This window comes from Paenibacillus sp. F411, from assembly GCF_017582705.1.
Taxonomy (GTDB): domain Bacteria; phylum Bacillota; class Bacilli; order Paenibacillales; family Paenibacillaceae; genus Paenibacillus_AQ; species Paenibacillus_AQ algicola.
The window spans coordinates 98,602-119,677 of the sequence record NZ_JAGFIP010000006.1; the positions used below are offsets into that span (position 1 = coordinate 98,602).

At 53.6% G+C, this 21,076-nt stretch carries 21 protein-coding genes; 13 read left to right on the forward strand and 8 right to left on the reverse strand.

The genetic code is table 11. The annotated features are described in order from the left end of the window. Positions 1-99: 99 nt before the first annotated feature. Both JJQ72_RS08590 and JJQ72_RS08595 read right to left on the reverse strand, forming a co-directional pair. Complete coding sequence (locus JJQ72_RS08590) at positions 100-1,977, reverse strand: sensor histidine kinase (protein WP_243895963.1); 1,878 nt, start codon at positions 1,975-1,977, stop codon at positions 100-102. 130 nt (positions 1,978-2,107) lie between these two features. Next, entirely contained in the window at positions 2,108-3,496 is a 1,389-nt protein-coding gene (locus JJQ72_RS08595) for a sensor histidine kinase (RefSeq protein WP_208203382.1), read from the reverse strand. Positions 3,497-3,885: 389 nt separating this feature from the next. Between JJQ72_RS08595 and JJQ72_RS08600 the strand changes: the two genes are divergently transcribed. The 8 genes from JJQ72_RS08600 to JJQ72_RS08635 all read left to right on the forward strand — a co-directional run bounded on the left by JJQ72_RS08600 (position 3,886) and on the right by JJQ72_RS08635 (position 11,335). Continuing rightward, positions 3,886-5,382 (forward strand): UDP-N-acetylmuramoyl-L-alanyl-D-glutamate--2,6-diaminopimelate ligase, encoded by a 1,497-nt coding sequence (locus JJQ72_RS08600; protein WP_208203383.1) that lies wholly within the window; start codon positions 3,886-3,888, stop codon positions 5,380-5,382. Beyond that, the gene (cuyB, locus tag JJQ72_RS08605; RefSeq protein WP_208203384.1) at positions 5,372-6,082 is read left to right on the forward strand and encodes a cysteate racemase; all 711 of its coding nucleotides are present in this window, start codon (positions 5,372-5,374) and stop codon (positions 6,080-6,082) included. The genes JJQ72_RS08600 and cuyB overlap by 11 nt, the downstream gene beginning before the upstream one ends. Positions 6,083-6,348: 266 nt before the next feature. After that, complete coding sequence (locus JJQ72_RS08610) at positions 6,349-6,978, forward strand: hypothetical protein (RefSeq protein ID WP_138224934.1); 630 nt, start codon at positions 6,349-6,351, stop codon at positions 6,976-6,978. A gap of 42 nt (positions 6,979-7,020) precedes the next feature. Then, positions 7,021-7,236 (forward strand): hypothetical protein, encoded by a 216-nt coding sequence (locus JJQ72_RS08615; RefSeq protein WP_208203385.1) that lies wholly within the window; start codon positions 7,021-7,023, stop codon positions 7,234-7,236. A 111-nt stretch (positions 7,237-7,347) separates the two neighbouring features. Beyond that, on the forward strand, positions 7,348-8,058 hold the full coding sequence (locus JJQ72_RS08620; protein ID WP_243895964.1) for a peptidylprolyl isomerase: 711 nt from the start codon (positions 7,348-7,350) through the stop codon (positions 8,056-8,058). A 93-nt stretch (positions 8,059-8,151) separates the two neighbouring features. After that, on the forward strand, positions 8,152-8,871 hold the full coding sequence (locus tag JJQ72_RS08625; protein WP_208203386.1) for a 3-ketoacyl-ACP reductase: 720 nt from the start codon (positions 8,152-8,154) through the stop codon (positions 8,869-8,871). Between the two features lie 188 nt (positions 8,872-9,059). Then, entirely contained in the window at positions 9,060-9,986 is a 927-nt protein-coding gene (locus tag JJQ72_RS08630) for an AEC family transporter (RefSeq protein ID WP_138224926.1), read from the forward strand. A 155-nt stretch (positions 9,987-10,141) separates the two neighbouring features. Further along, entirely contained in the window at positions 10,142-11,335 is a 1,194-nt protein-coding gene (locus tag JJQ72_RS08635) for a MalY/PatB family protein (RefSeq protein WP_208203387.1), read from the forward strand. A gap of 457 nt (positions 11,336-11,792) precedes the next feature. Here JJQ72_RS08635 and JJQ72_RS08640 read toward each other — a convergent pair whose 3' ends face one another. Further along, the gene (locus tag JJQ72_RS08640; RefSeq protein ID WP_208203388.1) at positions 11,793-12,329 is read right to left on the reverse strand and encodes a hypothetical protein; all 537 of its coding nucleotides are present in this window, start codon (positions 12,327-12,329) and stop codon (positions 11,793-11,795) included. 191 nt (positions 12,330-12,520) lie between these two features. On the opposite strand from JJQ72_RS08640, the gene JJQ72_RS08645 reads away from it, so the two are divergent. Both JJQ72_RS08645 and JJQ72_RS08650 read left to right on the forward strand, forming a co-directional pair. Next, positions 12,521-13,123 carry a M15 family metallopeptidase gene (locus JJQ72_RS08645; protein WP_208203389.1) on the forward strand — a complete coding sequence of 201 codons (603 nt, stop codon included), beginning with the start codon at positions 12,521-12,523 and terminating at the stop codon, positions 13,121-13,123. Positions 13,124-13,202: 79 nt separating this feature from the next. Then, the gene (locus tag JJQ72_RS08650; RefSeq protein ID WP_208203390.1) at positions 13,203-14,093 is read left to right on the forward strand and encodes an S-layer homology domain-containing protein; all 891 of its coding nucleotides are present in this window, start codon (positions 13,203-13,205) and stop codon (positions 14,091-14,093) included. Positions 14,094-14,186: 93 nt separating this feature from the next. Here the strand turns inward: JJQ72_RS08650 and JJQ72_RS08655 are convergent, their stop codons facing one another. Beyond that, positions 14,187-14,792: a TetR/AcrR family transcriptional regulator gene (locus JJQ72_RS08655; RefSeq protein WP_208203391.1), complete on the reverse strand. Its 606-nt coding sequence runs from the start codon at positions 14,790-14,792 to the stop codon at positions 14,187-14,189. Positions 14,793-15,037: 245 nt separating this feature from the next. On the opposite strand from JJQ72_RS08655, the gene JJQ72_RS08660 reads away from it, so the two are divergent. Both JJQ72_RS08660 and JJQ72_RS08665 read left to right on the forward strand, forming a co-directional pair. Then, positions 15,038-15,700, forward strand: coding sequence for a futalosine hydrolase (locus tag JJQ72_RS08660; protein ID WP_208203392.1), 663 nt, complete (start codon positions 15,038-15,040; stop codon positions 15,698-15,700). Between the two features lie 6 nt (positions 15,701-15,706). Next, positions 15,707-16,567 carry a 1,4-dihydroxy-6-naphtoate synthase gene (locus JJQ72_RS08665; RefSeq protein WP_138227652.1) on the forward strand — a complete coding sequence of 287 codons (861 nt, stop codon included), beginning with the start codon at positions 15,707-15,709 and terminating at the stop codon, positions 16,565-16,567. A gap of 74 nt (positions 16,568-16,641) precedes the next feature. Here the strand turns inward: JJQ72_RS08665 and JJQ72_RS08670 are convergent, their stop codons facing one another. Both JJQ72_RS08670 and JJQ72_RS08675 read right to left on the reverse strand, forming a co-directional pair. After that, positions 16,642-17,166 (reverse strand): mismatch-specific DNA-glycosylase, encoded by a 525-nt coding sequence (locus tag JJQ72_RS08670; RefSeq protein ID WP_208203448.1) that lies wholly within the window; start codon positions 17,164-17,166, stop codon positions 16,642-16,644. 192 nt (positions 17,167-17,358) lie between these two features. Continuing rightward, positions 17,359-18,267 (reverse strand): DUF6612 family protein, encoded by a 909-nt coding sequence (locus JJQ72_RS08675; RefSeq protein WP_208203393.1) that lies wholly within the window; start codon positions 18,265-18,267, stop codon positions 17,359-17,361. Between the two features lie 139 nt (positions 18,268-18,406). On the opposite strand from JJQ72_RS08675, the gene JJQ72_RS08680 reads away from it, so the two are divergent. Beyond that, positions 18,407-18,958 carry an SLOG family protein gene (locus JJQ72_RS08680; RefSeq protein ID WP_208203394.1) on the forward strand — a complete coding sequence of 184 codons (552 nt, stop codon included), beginning with the start codon at positions 18,407-18,409 and terminating at the stop codon, positions 18,956-18,958. Positions 18,959-18,990: 32 nt separating this feature from the next. Here the strand turns inward: JJQ72_RS08680 and JJQ72_RS08685 are convergent, their stop codons facing one another. Next, positions 18,991-20,373 carry an MFS transporter gene (locus JJQ72_RS08685; protein ID WP_208203449.1) on the reverse strand — a complete coding sequence of 461 codons (1,383 nt, stop codon included), beginning with the start codon at positions 20,371-20,373 and terminating at the stop codon, positions 18,991-18,993. Positions 20,374-20,389: 16 nt separating this feature from the next. Further along, a complete protein-coding gene (locus JJQ72_RS08690; protein ID WP_138224910.1) occupies positions 20,390-21,049 on the reverse strand; it encodes a cysteine hydrolase family protein in 660 nt (219 codons plus the stop codon). Between the last annotated feature and the right edge of the window lie 27 nt (positions 21,050-21,076).

Consider the following 21,076-nt stretch of genomic DNA (forward strand, 5'->3'; position numbering starts at 1 on the left):
TCTCTTTCCCGCACATGAGTCTGAAGCAACACCATGACATCCAGTGTGAATTACATACAACATAAGAAGGAGTGGGACAAGCCCTCTTCCTGCCGCGAACTAGCTAACCGCGGCAGGAAGAGTAATCAAGGCTTCGGTTCCCACTCCTTTTTTGCTGCTATATTGAATTTGTCCTTCCATCGCTTCAATAATCCGGAAGGTGACCATGAGCCCCAGCCCGGTGCCCTTGCTCTTATTAGAAAAATACGGCTCGCCCAGCCGGACCAGCTCCTCGTCCTTCATCCCCTCGCCATTATCCCGAATGAGAATATATATGACCTGATTCCGGCGATAGGCCTGAATATGAATCATTCCTTCCTCCTGGATGGCCTCAATGCTATTCTTCACAATGTTGATCAGCGCCTGCTTGAATTTGGAGGAATTCCCCCGAATCCACAGATCGGTCGGAATGTCCACAGTAATTTTGCTGCCATGCAGATGGGCCAGCGGGGTGAGAATGCCCTCAATATGAGTGAACTCATCCAGTACACGGAGAACCGAGGTCCGGCCGCTTTCCGGCTTGGCAAAGGTCAGAAAGTCCGTAATAATTCCGGAAGCCCGGTCCAGCTCCACCAGAGCCAGATTCAAATACTCCCGCTCCTCCGGCCGTGACTTACCGCTGATCAGCTGCAGAAAGCCTCTTGTTACTTGAAGCGGGTTGCGGACCTCATGGGCTACCGATGCGGCCAGCTCACTAATAATCTCCATTTTCTCCGAACGCTGCAGCTCCTGATTGAACATCTTGAGCTCTCTGGAATACTGAATAACCTGCTCATGGTTCTGCGTAAAAATCCTGCCCAGGATCATGATCAGCACGACCACAAATCCCGCGGCTCCCCACTTCCAATACATCAGCGTATATTCGCCGCCACTCATATAAAAGCGAAACAGCTCTCCCAGGCTGATGCCGGCAAACAGACACAGCCCCACACTGAAAATGACCGCTTCCCGGCTTCCCCGCACCGCAAACATAATAGAGCTGAACACCAGCACGGCGAGCTGAACCATCATCATCATGCCGAGCGCTTTGGCAGTCAGGACATAATACCACTCATCGTACCGGCCTTGAGAGAGCATATTGAGGGACATAAACAGCAGACAGAACAAGGAATAGCCTGTTTGCAGCCGGCGCATGGTCCGCAGCCATCCACGGTAGCCCGAGCCGAACACCGTCTCGAAAAACAAGCTGAAGGAAGGCAGCAGAACTAACAAAGCCAGATCATAAAGGCGGGTAAAGAGCTCTTCTTTATGCTCAAACACGGTGTAAAGGAAGGGAGAGTACGTAAAAACCAGCACCCCGGCGGAAAGAATGACTAGAGCGAGGGACAGCACATGAAGCCGGTAACGCCGATTCGTAAAAAAGCTCCAGACGAGCATAATAGCGGACATAAAGAGCAGCGTGCTGCCAAGAATAATGTCGTCCAGACTGCTCCTCAGAAACTCGTTAAACAAATGCTGAAAATCTCCGAACTGCACACGCTCCTCCAGGCGGAGGTTGGGGTTGTCGGTCTCCAGCCACATATACATATATTGGCCGGACAGCGCAGATTGCAGCGGAAAGAGGATTTGATTGAGCTGATAGTTATAGTTCGCTTTGTAAATGATATGATTAGCTGCAAAAATGGTCATTCGCTTGCCCTGAAGATTCTCCAGCAGAATGCCCTGGGGGCTCCCTTGCAGCTCTGGAACCTGAAGCCGGATCCAGACAGCATTCAGCTGTGAGGATTCAGGCGAAGTCAAGCCGTAAGGTCTCCATGCCTCCTCAGGGAGGTCTGCCGGCGGTCTGGAGGGGGGAGTGCCGTCAGAGGTGGTCCACGAGATGCTCCAGGAGGACACGTTTACTTGTGTCGAAGCATGACTCAATGCAATCTCTGCACCAGCCACCATTCCCATTATGAGAAGAAACAGGAGAACAATTACAGCTCTGAGACATTTCAATATACCCACCTCAACCAAAGGAATAATCTGGGGTGTATGTCTATCCATTCCGATGGTTATACATTCGATGGACTTGCTCTCTATCCCTGCTTCTTAAGCCAAATCTGATAATAAATGTTTATTATTCCAATCATTTATTTGAAGCCAGCGGAATCTGAATGACCGCTTCCGTCCCGATGCCTTTATGGCTGGTAAAATGGATTTTTCCCTTCATGGCTTCAATAATGCGGAAGGTCACCATAAGTCCCAGCCCGGTCCCTTTGGTCTTGTTGGAGAAATACGGCTCGCCCAGGCGGGACAGCTCCTGCATATCCATGCCGACCCCATTGTCCCGGATGGAGATGACCGCATGCTCCTTATCCTTAAACACTCGGATCTTGATCACGCCCTCGCCCTCCAGAGCCTCAATACTGTTCTTCACGAGATTGATGACCGCCTGCTTCAGCTTGGAGGCATTACCGGCAATGTATACTCCCTTGGAGACCTCCAGTTGAATGACGCCCCCGCTCAAATTAGCGAGCGGATTCAGGATTCCCGTAACATGGCGCAGCTCCTCTGCCAGATTCAGCACGGTCACCTGCTCCAGCTCAGGCTTGGCAAAGGTAAGGAAATCGGTAATAATTCCTGAAGCCCGGTCCAGCTCCTTCAGAGCCAGGTTCAGATACTCTTTTTGCCCTTCTTCCGATTTCTCGGCGAGGAGCTGCATAAAGCCTCGTGTCACCTGCAACGGATTTCTGACCTCATGCGCGACGGAAGCCGCGAGCTCGCTTATAATCTCCATCTTCTCGGATCGCTGCAGCTCATTGTTGAACATCTCCAGCTCCTTGGAATACTGCACCACCTGATCATGTCCACGAATAAATTTACGGCCAAGCATAATCATCAGCGACAGGATGAACGCAAGAACGCCCCACTTCCAGTACACAAATTGATGACCGCGGCCAAAAGCATAAAACAGCAGCAGATCCGTAAGCGCTCCTCCGGCGAGCAGCATAAAGCCCGCGGAGAAAATGTAGGCGTCCTTATTCTTGCGGATGGCAGATAAAATGCTTAGTCCCACCAGGTACAGCACCTGGAGGATCATCATCATGCCTAGCAGGTAGACGGTAAAAAAGTAGTAGATTCCATCATAATCAGTACCGGAAAGCGTCATGATCATCAAAAAAACCGCGCACAGCAAGGAATATAGTGTCTGGAACATGAGCAGGCGGCTGGTAAGCCGGTATGGACCGGGACCGTATATTTTTACGAAATAAAAGGTCATGGAAGGCAGCAGCGTAAACAGTGCCGCATCGAAAGCCGTCACCCACAACCGGGAATACGATTCATAATAGGTGTATAAGAATGGTGAATACGTCATGAGCAGTACACCGCAGGAGCCGACCACCAGGGTTAATGCAAGCCAGCTCGTCCGGGTATGCCTTGGCAGAAACAGCAGGCAAAACAGCATCACGAGTGCAATAAAAGCAAACGAGCTCCCCATTACGAAGTCGCTCAGGTCTTTCAGGGGCACGGCCATCTTTTTGCGACACCTCAGTCCTTCTCTATATATATGAAGCAGCGATAAAATACAGCAATCGACATGATTTGCAACGTCTCTATCAATATATCATGAAATGAAATGGACGCTCGCATTTTTTCTGTTAGAAGCACAAAAATGCACAGGCTCCTCCCACGTCCTGACGCTGCCGCAAATAGATTTGTATTCCGCAGGGACAAGAAGTATTATTATTATTTGATGACCTGATTGCCGCTATTATATGAACCTTTGATGAATAGATGAATGAGATTTGAGAGTACTACTTGATTCCTCCAGCCGGAAAGGGTCTATATACCCAAATGAGGTATGAAATCCATATGCACAGACTGGCTGTGTGGAACTACATATATAGAAAGGGGCTGTATGCCTTGATACTATCCTCCGTCCTTCAGGACTTGGCTTTTGAGCGGATCCAGGGCGACTTGAACCAGGAAGTCAGCAGCGTCGCCTTTGACTCACGTGAAGTGATGCCGGGCGCCATCTTTGTGGCTATTTCCGGATTTACTGTCGATGGACACCGATATATTCCAGCAGCGATCGCTCAGGGCGCTGCCGTCATTGTGGCCGAGCAGCCGGTAGAGCTCCCGCTCTCCGCTCCGTCCACCCTCACGCTGCTGCAGGTACAGGATACGCGGGATGCGCTGGCGCGGATCTCCGCCAACTTCTACGGCCGGCCGACCGAGAAGCTCAATATGGTAGGAATCACCGGCACAAATGGCAAAACCTCGATCAGCTATTTTATCAAATCCATCCTGGATCAAGCCGGTCAATCCTCCGGCATCATCGGGACGATCGGAACGCTGATCGGTGAGGAGCTCCGAAAGAACAAGAATACGACCCCTGAGGCATTGTATTTGCAGCAATCCTTTGCGGAGATGGCCCAGCGCGGCATTGATACCTGTGTCATGGAGGTATCCTCCCACGCCCTGAGCCTGAAACGGGTAGCTTACAGCTCGTTTCACACCGGCATATTTACCAATTTGACGCCGGATCATCTGGAGCTTCACCGCAGTATGGAGGAATATTTCGAAGCGAAGGCCATGCTGTTCGACATGACCTCCCGCTGCAATATTATTAATGCGGATGATCCATACGGCGCCCTTTTAATCCAGAGACTGCGCTCTCGGCCTGCAGCCCTGTTGACCTATGGCCTGGAGCAGGACGCTGATATTTACGCCGACAATATTTCCTATGCGATTGACGCCACGCGCTTTACTGCGCACACCCCTGCCGGCTCCATTGAGCTGGAGGTCCGCCTGCCAGGCAGCATTTATGTGCTGAACAGCCTTGCGGCCCTGGCGTGGGCGTATGCCAGCGGGATCCCACTGGAAACGGCCAAGGCGGGAATTCAGGCCGTAGAAGGCATTAAGGGCCGCATGGAGGTCGTCTACCGGGATGACCATAACACCGTGATTGTGGATTTCGCTCATACTGAAGATAGCCTGGAAAAGGTGCTCTCCACGCTTCGCCCCTATGCCAAGAGCCGCATTATCCTCGTCTTCGGTGTTTATGCCGCACCCGGAAAGCTGGGGCTGGACAAGCGCCGCGCAATGGGACGAGTCGCTGCACAGCATGCGGATTTCTCGGTCATTACCTCCGATAATCCAAAGGATCAGGATCCGGATGCCATTATTGCAGACATAGCTGCTGCGATGCAGGAGCATCAGGGCTCCTTTAAAGGGATGGTGGACCGCAAAGAAGCGATTGAATATGCGCTTGCCTTAGCTGAAAAAGACGATATTGTGCTGATTACCGGAAAAGGCCACGAAACCTCCCAGATTATCGGTACGACTGAAATTCCTTTTCACGAGGCACAGATTGTGAATGATTTTAAAAAGAGGCAGCTGTTGAACCATGGACAATAAAAAACTGGGCGTGATCGGCGGCATGGGTCCTCAAGCCACCTCGGTTTTTTTCGAAAAGGTGATTGAGCATACCGCAGCGAGCAACGATCAAGAGCATATCGATATGGTCATTCTGAATCATACCGGACTTCCGGACCGAACCCAGGTCATTCAGAAAGGCAACAAGGAGGATTTCCTGGAGGCGATTTCCGGTGATCTCAGGCTGCTGGAAATGGCAGGAGTGCATCATATTGCGATTCCATGCAACACCTCCCATTATTTCTTCGAGGATATGCAGAGGATGACCTCGATCCCGCTCATTCATATGGTTGACGAGACGATGAAGCAGGTGCAGCAGCGGTTCGGGGCAGGCAGCAAAGTCGGCATTCTGGCGACCAATGGCACGATATCCAGTGGAATATACCGCCTTAGCGCGGAGAAATACGGTCTGGAGCTTCATGAGCCGAAGAAAGAGCTGCAGCAGCTGGCCATGGAAATTATTTATGATGACGTTAAGGGAAACAAAGATGTAAGCCCGGCCAAGCTGGAAGCACTCATCCATACACTTGTTTACGAGCAGCAGTGCCGCGCCGTAATTCTTGCCTGTACAGAGCTGTCCTGTATTACGCTCACGGATTTTTACCGGGAATGTGCCATAGATGCCATGGATGTGCTGGTGGAACGTTCTATTATTTTGTCTGGCAAGACGCTGACGCGTTAAACTCATCATTTAAGCGGTAGATTCAGGGGATTATGTCCTGTTGAATCACCGCTTTTGTTTTGCGCTGATGCACCAAAAGGCCGATGGTGACTGCAGCCGCTTTGTGAGAAAAAAGGTGGCGGAGTAATTGCTGCACCCTCATAAGGGCACACTACGAGCGAAAGCGGGGAAAGCCTGCCCTGCAGGATTCAATCTTCCATCAGCGGGTAATTTCCGTATACAGAAACGAAGCACTGACTATGAATCCTGATAAGGAGATGAATATTATGCGTAATGAATTGAACCGCAACTCATTTTCAGATGTAGTCCGTTTACAATACGAGAGCATGGATCCGCTGGACCCGATGACCGATATCCCGGAGGATGAAACGCGCAATATGCAGACTACCACGAGCCAGAGCCTGAGCAGTGAGGAGGCTGATCACAGCGGCTTCAGCCAGGATGAGGCCGGCCCGGCAGACGGGAATCATGGACGCCAGCTGAACCCGGATGCAAGCGCGATGGAAGCCTGGAGAGTGTCCGGGGCAGAGCCGGAGAACGATTCCCCTTCGGAGGAATCGCGATATGCGGGAGAGACCCCGCGGCAATATGACGAGCCTCTAGGTGAGGACGCCAACAGCACGTATCTGCATGGTGTTCCACAGTACAATCCGGCTTATAGCCAGGAAGCGCCAGAGGAAAATGCTTTTATGGAGGCTGACATGACCGAAGACGCTGCAGGCAGCGACGCTGAAGACGGGCCGCTCGAGGACGTGCCGGATGCCGACACCCTGCAGGCGGACAGCCCGGTTGACCCTGCCTTTCCTACGGATCAGGATCAGCACGGAATCGATCTGCTGAACGGTGCAGGCGGCGTGGACGGCGATGAGGTGCGCAAGCTGCCGGAGGATTTTTAGCCGTATAACCGTATATGACTTGGATGATAAGGAGGGCCTGATATGAATTCCAGCAATTCCAGCGATAAGGATAAGGACAGATTAGAGCATTCATTAGTCAATGAGCGGGACATTAATAAAGAATCCGGCCTGTTTGCGAAAGACTCCTACCCGGATGGCAGCACACTGCCCGAGGGCCTGGAGCACGAATTTCCGGACGGCACCCGAAACCATAAAGAAACCCCGCAGCATGACGACGGTGAGGATGGAGCGGAATAAATCCGTTCGCATGACGATCAAGGATGCCCCGAATCTGGCCAACAGATGCGGGGCATCTTCCGCTTGTGATAAAATCAGGCTAGACTATTGTCAAGGAGGATATTGATTGTCATGAAAAACCGAACTAAAACGATGACGCTCTGGGCTCTGCTGCTCACCGTCATGCTGCTGCTGGGAGCTTGCGGAAATGATCAGTCCCGGGAGAATACAGACAGTGGAACGACCAGTAATAACACCAGCAATGAAAGCTCGACTCAGGAAGCTCCAGCGGAGCCGGAAACCGAGCTTAATGTTCCGAATCCCGACGCCAGCCACCCCGTCGTCACGATCGAGATGGAGAACGGAGGCATCATCAAGGCCGAGCTGTACCCTGAAGTCGCCCCGAACACAGTGAATAACTTTATTTCACTCGTTGAAAGCGGCTTTTACAATGGTCTTGGCTTTCACCGCGCCGTTCCCGGCTTCATGATCCAGGGCGGTGACCCAAGCGGAAACGGAACCGGCGGACCGGGCTATGGCATCAAAGGAGAGTTTACGGCCAACGGCTTCCAGAACGATTTGCTGCATACGGAGGGCGTATTATCTATGGCCCGGGCACAGGATCCGAACTCTGCGGGATCGCAGTTTTTCATCATGCACGCGGATTCTGATTTTCTGGACGGCAAGTATGCCGCTTTTGGGAAGGTTATTGAAGGGCTGGACATCGTCGATGAGATTGCCAATCTGCCAACCCAGGGAGAAACCGTCGTTGATCCGCCGGTGATGAAAAATGTTACTGTAGATACGTTGGGTGAGGAGTATCCGGAGCCGGACAAGCAGTAATTGCGCTTCAGATACTAATCTCCAATCAGCTCCCCTTGCACGGGGTATACTTATATAGAGGGCTAATACTATAAACAATCGGGAGTGGATCAGATGAGCTTGAAGAATAAGACCGCTATTATTACTGGCGCCGGCAAGGGCATCGGGCGCGCTATGGCGATCGCGCTGGCCAGTGAAGGGGTACATGTGGGGCTCATTGCCCGAACCGCCGAAGATTTGCAGTCGCTCAGCAAGCTGATTACAGAGCAATACGGGGTTAAAGCGATCGGCGCTGCCGCAGACATCTCGCTGCAGAGTGAAGTGGAGGCGGCATTTGCCGTCATTAGTCAGGAGCTGGGTGCCATTGACATCCTGATTAATAACGCCGGGATTGCCCAATTTGGCAATCTGCTGGAGATGGAAACCGAGGAATGGAAAAAAATCATTGATGTCAATCTGATGGGAACCTACCATATGCTCCGCACGGTGCTGCCTAGCATGATGGAACGCGCCTCTGGCGATGTCATTAATATTTCTTCCACTGCGGGTGAACGCGGATTCGCCACCGGGTCGGCTTATAATGCCTCTAAATTTGCCGTAATGGGTCTGACCGAGGCTGTGCTGCAGGAGGTTCGCAAGCATAACATCCGGGTGACGGCGCTGACGCCAAGCACGGTAAATACCGAGCTTGCTGTTCATGCCGGGCTGAAAATTGGTGATGAGGACCGGATGATGCAGCCGGAGGATGTTGCGGCCCTGGCTTTGGCAGCCCTGAAGCTGCCTGCCCGCGTGTTTGTCAAAACAGCCGGAATCTGGACGACGAACCCTCAATAACCCCAGCGTGAACGATTTAGCTATGAAGGCCGAGGAGCTCTTTTGGGCAGCAGGATGTACCGTGATCTGAACGTTCCGGTCCTTCCTGTGATGCGCCAGGGACCTCGGCTTTTTTGCGTGACAGAAGCCCATGCCGTGGTATAATGACTGTCAAATGCATTTTTCGGAAAGAAGATGAATATACCGTCATGATTATCGGCATCCTGCTAGAAGTAGTGCTGCCTATCTTTATCCTCATCGGCGCGGGGGTATTGATGCAGCGGGCTTTCCAGCTTGACCTGTACACCTTGGCCAAGATCAATTTCTATTATATTACTCCGGCCGTGGTGTTCATGAGCATGTATGAATCAGAAATGTCCGCCGAGCTGTTTGGCACCATCGTGCTATACTATTCCATATATGTTACCGCGCTTTATCTCATCGGAAGACTCTGCTCTGCCCGGCTGAAATTTACGCGCGGCATGCGGGCTGCATTTACGAATGCACTGATCTTGGACAATTCAGGCAATTACGGACTTCCGGTGAACGAGCTTGCCTTTAAAGGAGATGCGCTGGCGGGGTCACTGCAGGCTCTTATTATGACGATGCAAGCGCTGCTGACCTTTACATACGGTGTATTCTCAATTCAGGGAGCGAAGACTCAAGGGCTATACCGGCAGGCTCTGATCGGATTCTTGAAGCTGCCTGTACCCTATGCGCTCGTTGCCGGTCTGGTGTTCCAGATCGGTTCTATTCCGCTGCCGGAGTTTCTGGCCCGGCCCCTGATCTATGCCGATCAGTCTCTGGTCGCAATTGCGCTCTTGACGCTGGGAGCGCAGATGATTAAATATCCGCTGCGGCTGCACCGCAAGGAAATTTATTTCAGCGTAGCCATCCGGCTGCTCGCCGCTCCTGTCATTGGCATCCTGATCGTACTGTCTCTTGGGCTGAAAGGCATTCCGGCCCAAGCGCTTATTCTCGCCTCCGGTATGCCGGTCGGCGTAAATGCGTCCATTTTGGCCGAAGAATACCAGAACGAGCCGGATTTTACGGCTCAGACGGTTCTGTTCTCGACGCTGCTGAGCGTCTTGACCCTGACCGCCCTGATTCCTTTATCCCGGATCTTAGCAGCATAGGGCATGAGCATGGGCGTGCTGCTGTAGATTAGTTTGTTTTTTGTGGGTTGTTGGGTTGCGACTTGGGTTGCTGCTTAGGTTTCTGATTTCGAACTATGAGAAGTCTCTCTCAAACTGACAGACATTAGATAAAGACGATCTTGGAGGAGATAGTTATGAATTTTGATCTGAATATTGACCGCACAGAAACTTCGTCCCTGAAGTGGGATCACGTCCATACGATTTTTGGTGTTACCGATGCCTTGCCGCTATGGGTTGCCGACATGGACTTTGCAGCACCTCCGGCCGTCATCCAGGCGATGCACGACCGTGTGGACCATGGTGTGTTCGGTTACACACTACCAAGCCAGAACTATCTGGAGGCCGTCTGCGGCTGGATGAAATCCCGTCACCAATGGTCCATTAAGCCGGAATGGATCCAATTCTGCCCCGGCGTCGTCCCAGCACTGAGCATGCTTGTCAGCAGCCTGACGGAGCCAGGCGATGGCGTCGTCATCCAGACCCCGGTATATCCTCCTTTTTATCGCGTGGTGAAGGACCAGGGCCGGGAGCTTATCGAGAACGTGCTGGTACAGGATGAGGATGGACGCTACGATATTGATTTCGAGGATTTGGAGCGCTGTCTTGCCGCCGAACGAACAAAGATGATTATTCTGTGCAGTCCTCATAACCCGGTGGGTCGGGTATGGAAACGTGAAGAGCTGAGCCGAATCGCTGAGCTGTGTCAGCAGCATGATGTGCTCGTTGTTTCCGATGAAATCCATGCAGACCTTGTGTTTGAGCCCGGAGCGCATACGCCGTTTGCTGCGTTGTCTGAGGATGCAGCCCAGCGCTCAATCATCTGCACAGCACCGAGCAAAACCTTTAATATCGCAGGACTTAATACAGCTAATCTGATTATTCCTAACGATTCTCTGAAGCGCAAATTTGCCAAGACGCTCGAAACCTTCGCTATGGGCGCAATCACTCCTCTGGGTGCCGCCGCTACAGAAGCTGCCTATCGTGAAGGCGGGGAGTGGCTTGACGCGCTACTAACTTACGTTCGGGGTAACATGGAATATGTACGCGACTATATCGCTGAGCATACACCAGAGGTCAAAGTATGGCTGCCGGAAGCTACCTACCTGCTGTGGCTCGACTTCAGAGCATTGGGACTTCCCGATAAGGAGCTGTCCAAGTTCCTCGTAGAGGACGCGAAGCTGGGCCTGAATAACGGCGCTTCCTTCGGAACAGTAGGCGACGGTTTCATGCGAATGAACGTCGCTTGCACTTCTGCTACATTACAGGAAGCCATGCGCCGGCTGGAAGAGGCTTTGTCGCGCCGCCGCACGGAAGCAGCCGGAAGCTAGGGCCACGGTAGGGAGCGCGAGGCTAACGAACGTGAAATTTCACGTTCGTGGCGTGGTTTCGCGCCAGGTGCGCATATCCAACGTGAAATTTCACGTTCGTGGCGCTCGTTTGCGCCTGGCGCGCACATCCAACGCGAAATTTCACGTTCGTGGCGCTCGTTGGCGCCTGGCGCGCACATCCAACGTGAAATTTCGTGTTCGTGGCGTGGTTTCGCGCCAGGCGCGCACATCCAACGCGAAATTTCGCGTTCGTGGCGTGGTTTCGCGCCAGGCGCGCCTATCCAACGCGAAATTTCGCGTTCGTGGCGCATGTTTGCGCCAGGGGCGGCCAACCAACGTGAAATTTCACGTTCGTGGCGCACCATCGCGCCAGGCGCCCCCGCACCGGGCGCAAGCAAAGAGCAGGTGATCCTCCGGATCACCTGCTCTTTGCTCTACCCCTACGCCGCACCAGCTGTCAGCTAAACGGCGGTATCTCAACATCACCGCCAGCATCCACCACCTCTGCTGCTCCGCTGCTGCTTGTCGCCTCATACGCTCGATCCAGCCTGTAACCGGCATCCATCAAGCCTTCGTTCAGCCGCTGAACCTGCCTGCCCACCTGTTTTAATTCCTGATACTGCTGACGCAGCGCGGCCGCTTCCGGCGCCTCCCGCATCTGCTCTTCCTGACTTAGCTGCTCAAAGGCCGGTTTGCCGTCTCCCAGCACCCGGCGATACTGCTCGGCTGCCTGGTCCTGCTGCTGTGTCAACAGCTCCATGCACCGGGAAAGCTCCACCCGGCACTGGACCAGCTCCTGCCGCATCACCAAGCTTTCACTGGAGCCTGCTGCCCTCTCCTCCAGCTGCAGCTCCTGCAGTCGTCCATGAAGCTGCTCTATCTGCTGCATGAGCCCTTTCAGCTCTCCGGAATCTCCTGAACCTGAATGCTGCAGGCCGCTTAAGGCCCCTGTCAGCATACCAATCTGATGACATAATGCAGGCTCTCTGTCCATCCTCTGCCTCCTGTTTTTCATATAGCTTGCGAAGCTCGGTCCTTTATTATACCTGCTCTCCCCCTTGCCTTCCTTCGTTAAAACCAGCCTTAAGCCGAGTAGATGCCAATCCCCGTGACCCGCTATAATAGAAGGACGAGCTTCATAAACTGTTGATTTTGTTTCAGGAAGGCAGGTTAACCACCCAAGCTATGGCTACCGCACAAGTAAAACCCAAACGTAAAAGTCCCACCCGATGGATCATCGCCGCCATCCTGCTGGTTATTATATATATACAGGTACAGGATCAGCCCTTTCATCTCCTCCCCGAGGAGAATACAACGCCCGCCGCCCCGATCACAGAGCTGCACCCCGTCGTATTGGCTCAAAAAAACCGGCTTGTCGCCAAGACCCGCGAGCTTGGCATCAAGATTATTGTGACCGACGGCTACCGCTCTCATGAGGAGCAGGATCGGCTCTACGAGCAGGGAAGATCAGCTCCCGGAGATATCGTTACCCAAGCCCGGGGAGGCCAATCCATGCACAATTACGGTCTGGCTATTGACTTTGCCCTTTGGAATAACGAGGGACAGGTCATTTGGGATCTGGAGTATGACGGGAACCGAAACGGGAAGTCCGACTGGATGGAGGTCGTTGCGATCGCCAAGGACCTTGGCTTTCAGTGGGGAGGCGACTGGGCCAGCTTTCCCGATTATCCGCATCTGCAGATGGATTTCGGCCTGTCGCTCCGCGAGCTGCAGCGCGGGAAACGGCCGCCCATTGAATCCGCCCCATCGCTGGAGGCTCTCAAATAAGAAATTTTTATCATTTTTGTCTCGTATCCTGCAACACTCACGATGAAGCGTTCGTCAATGTATACAGGAGGTGTTACAAATGATGAAATTCAAAAAATCCATGATCAGCATAGCTGCCGCATCACTGCTTGTGACCGGAACGTCCGCTTTTGCTTTTTCCGATCTGCCTAAGGGTGAGGAGGCCGACCGGGTTGAACGCCTGCAGCAGCAGGGTGTGATTTCAGGAATGACATCGGACACATTTGCACCAAACGCGCAGCTGACATCCGGGCAGGCGGTACAGCTCGTCGTGAAGGCACTGAACTTGAAGGCGTCTGCCGCCGAAGTGCCAGCATGGGCGAAAGCGCTCCCGGAGCAAGCTTGGTACAGCTCTTCGGTCCGGATTGCAGCAGAGAACGGTCTAGCCGTGGATGCCAGCTTTAAAGCGGGAAAGGCGATGAGCCGTATTCAATTCGCAGAGCTGCTTCACAGCGGTATTGAAGCCTTAGGAGATTTCCCAACCGTCAAAATGTATATTAACGTTAAAGACGAAGGAAATATCGACCCCGAGCACCGCCTGGCGCTCCAGTTTCTGCTCCTGACCCAAATTGCCGAGCTTGATGAGAAAGGGTATTTCCATCCTGATGCCCCTGTTACCCGCCTGGAGGCAGCGGTTATGGTATCCAAGGCTGCAGAGTTTGTAGCCAATCAGACCGCAATGAAAGAGGATCAGGGTGAAGCTGTCCTTGATTTATCCGTTGAACCAGTAAATGACGACGTCAACAAGGTCACCATTACACGCAGCGAGCTGCCAGCCCCCGGCTATGGTGTTCGCATTGACCGGATTGAATTCACCGAGGATGGCGAAGCAAAGATCCACTATTCCCTGACCTTGCCGGATCCGGCCGCCATTTACCCTGCCGATATGAAGGAAGCTGCAGCCTTCACCTATATATCCAGTGATTACACCCCGGAGATGGTCAAGCCGTAACTGTAGACGATCTTTATGCGTAAAAAGTATCAAAAGCCGCCTCTTCAGCGCTTGAAGAGGCGGCTTTATCCATATGTATAAAATGTTAGAACATTATGCCATCAAGCCAAGTAAATAAAGCCGCACCACCTCCTGTGCCAGCTCCTCCGGCGGACGTTTGCCCGTGAGCAGCTGTTCCCGGGTGAGACATTCGATCGTCCCCAGCAGACATTCCGCAGCAATTTCCATATCAGCATCATGCCGGAAATGGCCGTTCTGCTGCTTTGCAGCAAAATCGCTGTGGATGGCCGACATCAGCCTGCGCTTTAGTGCCGCCGACTGCGTTCCCGTAAAAAAACCAATCTGCGTCAAATCCTGATTTTTCCCCAGAAAACCGAACAATCCTGCCAGCTCCCGGTACATCTGCCCCTCGGCAGCCTCGCGGCGATTTCCTTCCTGGCCCACGTTATCCGGGTCATCGGGCTCTTCCCTGCTATGCCTGCCCATTTCCTTGAATTGAATCTCAAACAGCTCCATCAGTTCCTCAAAAATTGCTTCCTTACTCTGAAAATAAAGATAAAAGGACGGCTGGGTTAACCCGGCCCGGGACACGATCGTGCTGATCTTCGTTTCATGATAGCCTGAACGTGCGAATTCTTGAGCTGCTGCTTCCAGCAGTCTGGCTCTGCTTTCCTGTCCGTTAGATCCCTTTTTGCGCAATGATATCGGTCCTTTCGTCTCTACTGAGTTGTCACCTCATTATACCTGATGCCTATTTCAACATCTATCAAATTGGTGTTTTTTTACATTTATAAAAGGAATCTGCTCCGATTCTTATTGCACCAAAGGGACTGCCCTTTACAATTGTACCGGAACGTTATAACGTTATAGACATATTGCAGTAAGGTTTTTTATTAATAACACAGCTTGTCCCATAGAGCAGCAGTCAGAAGGAGTGAACGTCATTGTCCCATTATGAAGAGGCATCCATTTTAATTGTTACCGCCGTAGCTCCCGAGCAGGAAGCCATCCTGCGGGGCCTGAACGGCGATGACCGGTTTGAGGTCATCGCTGCCGGTGTCGGGCCGGCCGCGGCGGCCGCGGCTACCGCAAGAGTTCTAGCCTCAGGCGGTGGACGCCATCGCCTCGTGATTAGTGCCGGCATCGGCGGCGGATTCGACGGACAAGCGGGCCAAGCGGGACTCGTCGTCGCTGACCGCATGATCGCAGCCGATCTCGGCGCGGAGTCCCCAGGCGGCTTTCTCAGCGTCGATGAGCTGGGCTTTGGCTCGTCTGCGATTGCCGCCCCCGAGCCCATCACACGCGCACTGACCGAGGCGCTGAACCGCGCCGGTCTCCAGGCAGTCTGTGGTCCTATTCTGACGGTTTCGACGGCGACAGGCACTGCAGAGACCGCTGCAGCGCGGTCAGCCCGCATCCCGCTCGCGGCGGCTGAAGCCATGGAAGGCTTCGGCGCAGCGCAGGCGGCAGCGGACGTCAAGCTGCCTGTGCTTGAGCTTCGCGCAATATCTAACCGTGTCGGCCTCCGAGACAGAGAAGCCTGGGACATTCCAGGTGCCCTGAAACGTCTGGAGGCGGCCAGTTCCATACTTACGGAGGTTGTATGAGAAATGCTGAAGATTGCTTACTCCCCCTGTCCTAACGACACCTTTGTGTTTCATGCCTGGGCGCATGGACTGATTCCCGGCGCACCGGAGCTCGACATATCCTATGCCGATATTGATGTAACCAATTACTGGGCTGCGGGAGAAGATCCCCGGTCCCATGATATTCTCAAAATATCGTATGCCGCTCTGCCCTGGGTGCTGGAGGAATATGCCCTGCTTCCATGCGGAGGCGCCTTGGGACGCGGCTGTGGTCCGCTCGTGCTAACCTCGGGACGGGAAAGCGCCGCGGCAGAGCCGTCCCAGCTGAGCGGCCGCCGCGTGGCCGTACCGAGCGAACGCTCCACCGCTTATCTGCTGTTCCGCCTGTGGGCAGCCCAGCAGATTCCCGGCGGTCTGGGCGAGATCGTCGTGATGCCTTTTCACGAGATCATGCCTGCCGTTCGCGACGGCCATGTCGACGCCGGACTCGTCATCCATGAAGCCCGCTTCACCTATCCGTCCTATGGCCTGCAGCTGATGACCGATCTCGGAAGCTGGTGGGAGCAGGATACCGGTCTTCCTATCCCGCTGGGCGCCATCATTGCCCGCCGGTCGCTGGATTTGACCCGGATTACGTCCTGGATTCGCGCTTCGGTGGAGCAGGCATGGAACGACCCGTTGGCTTCCCAGGAATATGTCATGCAGCATGCTCAGGAGATGGACCCGGACGTAGCCAAGTCGCATATCCAGCTTTATGTCAATGCATATACTAAGGACCTCGGTCAAGACGGCCATGCCGCCGTAGCTGCCCTGCTCCAGCGCGCCGCCGCAGAAGGACTCGTACCTCCAGTTGCACCGGAGCTGCTGCAATTCCCCGATGGGAACTAACCCACGGCTCCACGCAGCGCGCACAAACAGCAGGCCACCTGGAAGCTCTTCTTCCAGGTGGCCTGTTGTTCGTATTACTCTGATTCTTGTGAATCCTCCGCCAGATTGATGCCCAGCTGCTTATAAATCTCTACAATGCTCTCCATGCTCATCCGTACCAGCCCGCTGGAAGACGGAGCGACAAATTCTCTGACCTCCGGAATGACCGTCTCCGCCTGAAAGCCCCATTCCGCCCGGGATTTTCGGCTAAACTCCGTGTATACGCCCTTCCCGACAAAGCAAGCGATGCTCGGCTTATACTGCATGAGCTTGTCGTACAGCAGCTTTCGCCCGGCGGCATATTCCTCCCGAGTAATATCGTCGATTCCGCGGGTAGGCCGCGCGACAATATTCGTAAAGCCATACCCCAGCTTCAAGAGCTCCCGATCCTCGGAAAAATGGTATAGCCTTGGAGTAATACCCGATTGCTGCAAAATACGCCAAAAGTGATTACGCGGGTTACCATAATGATGTCCACTTTCACCAGAGCGCAGACTAGGGTTAAAGCCAATAAAAATGACCGAGAGCCCGTAATCCAGATGGTCACTGACTTCATTCATCATCGGTTCCTCCTTCTACTGAGCACTCCCTGCCAGGGTCTTTACGACGCGAACGCAGTGTATTAAGCAGGAGCCATAAAAAGCGGCAGTGCGGAGTTCCCTCCGGCACTGCCGCTTTCTTCATTATAATACATACACACTGACCTGCGGGGCCCTGCACTGCTCACTCTCGCCAGGCTCGTGCTTTAAGGCTTAGGCGGCGTTGTCCATCGTTTTTGCGCTGTCCAGAACCTCCTGCGGCACCTCAATCTTCTCGATTTCATTGTGCTTGCTGTAGTCACTGGTCATTTTCATTTCCAGTGTAATCTTCTGGTCGCCTTCCGCCATTTCCATGACCATATCTACCGTTGATTCCATCGGCAGGTACGTCTCTTTATGGATGCCAAACACGATCTTCATGCTCTTGATATCCATCTGCTCCAGCATCGCCTGCGTCTGCGCATCGCTACCACCAGTCTGGTTCATGTAAGTCTGAGCCAGCTCCTTCAGGCTGTCGCCAGAAACATCGGCTGTCAGCACATAGTGATCGCCATCTTCACTGATCTCCGTGTCCTCGGCAATCGTCTTGAACTGCTCCAGCTGCTGCTCTGGACTCTGTGAGGTCATGGCCATGCTGTCGATAATTTGCTTGGCTTCAGCATCCGGCATTTTGTACCATTCGCCCTCCACTCCGGAGTAAACACTATCCTCCAAAATGTACTGCTTCAGCTCCTGGCTGCCCTGCTCTCCCATATCCATCGTCATTTCCTGATACATTTGCATCGGGTCCATCGTTGTATCTACCATCATCTGAATGTTAATGTTCTGCTGCTCTTCACCCAGGCTGATGTTTTGCTCAATATCAGAAGTCATCGAGAAGCTTTTCAAATTCTCGCCGGCTTCGGCGCTTTTTTGAATCAGCTCATCTACGGTCGGTGTCTCTGTCATTTCCTCTGCTGGCGCTTCGGCAGGCTCGGTCACGGTTTCTCCGTTCTCTGCAGGCTGCTCAGTGTTCGCTGGCGGCGTTGCCGTACCTGCTTCCTCAGCCTCATTGTCACTGCTGCATGCAGCCAGTCCAAATGCCAAGATCACGCTTAATAATCCTGTTGTCCATTTTTTCAAAATGATTTCCTCCTGCCTGTCGACTCCATAATTTTTCGCTACCAACCCTATTACCCAATCCTCCCTGTTCTGTAACACATCGGCAGCCATCCGGTCTGCTATGCTATAGTAGAGGCATCAACCCGAAGGAGTGTCACCCTTGAAAAATCTTCTGATCACCGGCTACCGGGCTCACGAGCTCGGCGTATACAGCAACAAGCATAAGGGCATCCCCTATATTATCAAGGCGATCGAATCACGCTTGATCCCTTTTCTGGAAGACGGACTGGAGTGGGTGCTCACTCCCGGCCAATACGGGGTCGATCTCTGGGCCATCGAGGCGGCAATCCGTCTGAAGTCCAGGTATCCCCAGTTGAAGTGCTCCATTGTAACAGCCTACAGCCATCCGGAGGAGCAGTGGAATGAGGAGAAAAAGACCTATTTTCAGGGACTGATCAGGCAAGTCGATTTCTATACCTCAGTCAGCAAAAAGGGGTATGAGGGCAGCTGGCAATTCAAAGCAAGAGACGAGCTCCTGCTGCGGAAAAGCGACGGAATCCTCTTAGTATATGACGAGGAAAACGGCGAAGCAAGCCCGCGGTTCATCAAGGAGCAGGCTATGAGGCAGCATCTGGAATCAGGCTACGGCTACGTAAATATTGGACACGAGGAAATCCAGGCGGCAGTGGAGGATGACCAGCCCTGGGAGTAACGAAATCCACTCCTTAACCCGGCACTGCTGTGCTAGCCCTCGATCTCCCTAAACTCCCTGGACCGCGAAGACCGAAACGACAGCGCGAAGACCGCAAAGGTCAGAAGCAGCAGCACCGCACAGAGCAGGAACAGGCTGCGAAAGCCAAGAGCCTGATCTCTGAAGCCGAGCGCCGCTCCACCGGCTGCGGTGCCTAGCATCATGCCCAGATTGCGGGAGAGCGCGATGAGGCTGCTGACAAGCCCCAGCTCGGACTTCCTTGCGCGGCCCAGGATGAGAGAATTATTAGGGGGAGTAATCATGCCCATGGACCCGCCCAGCAGCACAATCAAGGCAAGCACGGCAAGCACTGGATAAGAAGCGGACAAGAAGCTCATCGCTCCTGCCGCCCCAGCCATCAGCAGCAGACCGGCCGACATCAAGGGATACGTCCCCAGCTTGTCTGACAAGCTTCCAAATAAAGGAGAAAAAATAACCAGTGACAGCGGATACCCCATCATAATCATCCCTGCGGCAGCCGGTCCCAGCTCCAGTTCACTCCGAAAAAATACCGGAAGAAGAAGCTGCGCGGAGAAGGCCGCCAAATACGTGACCAGCGTCACACCGATACCGGCGGCAATGCCCGGCTCCCGGAACAGCCGCAGCTGGATAAATGGCTCCCGGTTGCCAGGCCGCGGGGTTAAGCACCTTGCCGTAAACAGCAGGAAGCCAGCAAGAGACGCGATGATCGGAGCGAGAACCTGCCAGGATACCCAGCCGTAGCTTCCTCCCAGGCTCAGTGATGTGACCAAAACCGTCAGCGAGACGGCGAACAGGGCGGCTCCGGCAAGATCTGGTTTCCCGGCGCCGGAGGGAGCATCTTTGGGAATCAGCCGGTTTGCGAGCAGCCAGGCTGTCAGCGCCAGCGCCGTTAGCAGCCAGAAGCCGGTCCGCCAGCTGAACCATTCCAGCACCAGGCCGCCAAGGCCAGGTCCCGCCAGTGAGCCCGCTGCGACAAATGTACTGATCAATCCCAGTGCCCTGCCGCGCTGATCCTTAGGAAACACACTGATTATAAGCGCCATATTCGTCGCCTGATACATAGCGGCCCCGGCTCCTTGAACAACCCGCGAAGCAATAAGCAGCGGCAAGGAAGGCGACAGTGCACAGCCCAGCGCTCCGGCAAGGAAAATGAAGTAGCCCGCATTGTGCACCTTTGTTCTTCCGATCCGGTCGCCCAGCTTTCCCATAAGGGGCAGCAGCACAGAAATAACAAGCAGGTAGACGGTGACAACCCATTGTGCAGAAGGCAGGCTTACCTGAAGGGAGTCCGCAATATCTACCAGTGCAATGTTGAACATCCCTGCAGACAAATTAGATAGCAGCGCTCCCAAACAGATCGTATATTGGGTCAGACGAAGGGAATCGCTTGACATGCCTTTCACACGGCCATCAGCTCACTGCCGGCTGCGCCGGCCTTAGCACTTCAGCACTGTGGTGGCCAGACTGCTCCCAGCAACGAATCAGCTCAGGAGTAGTAGCCGCCTTCCCGAAGTAGCCTTCAATATTTTCCACCGTCATGTCATGGGCCTTCTGGGAATACGAAGCGCATGCATCGTGGACGAGCACGATGTTGTAATCCCGCATGAAGCCGTCCCTGGCCGTCGATTCAACACACACATTCGTGCTTACTCCTGTCATGACAAGGGTCTCCACCTTCAGCGTGTGCAGCACGGAGTCAAGCCGCGTATTTACAAATGCGCTGTATCGGTGCTTGTTGACGATCACATCCTCTTTTTCCGGACAGACCTCGTAAAACTGAGCGCCCCAGCTGCCCGTACGGCATACTGCTGATGAACGGCCCGAGGAACGGGTTACCCAGGCTTCGGAATCGGTAGCCTTCTCATGAAAGGTCTGAATGAATATAATCGGAACCGCGTTTGCTCTCGCCTGCGTTAACAGCTCCTGCAAATTCGGCATCATGCTCTTGACTCCACTGAGATCACAGCCGGAAAGGGGCAGAGCCCCATCCGGATGACAGTAATCATTCTGAACATCCACCACAATGACCGCCGTGCGTGTTTCCTTGACCAGCTCTTCCAATGTTCTCATCTTTAATCTCTCCTTTAGTCATTACTC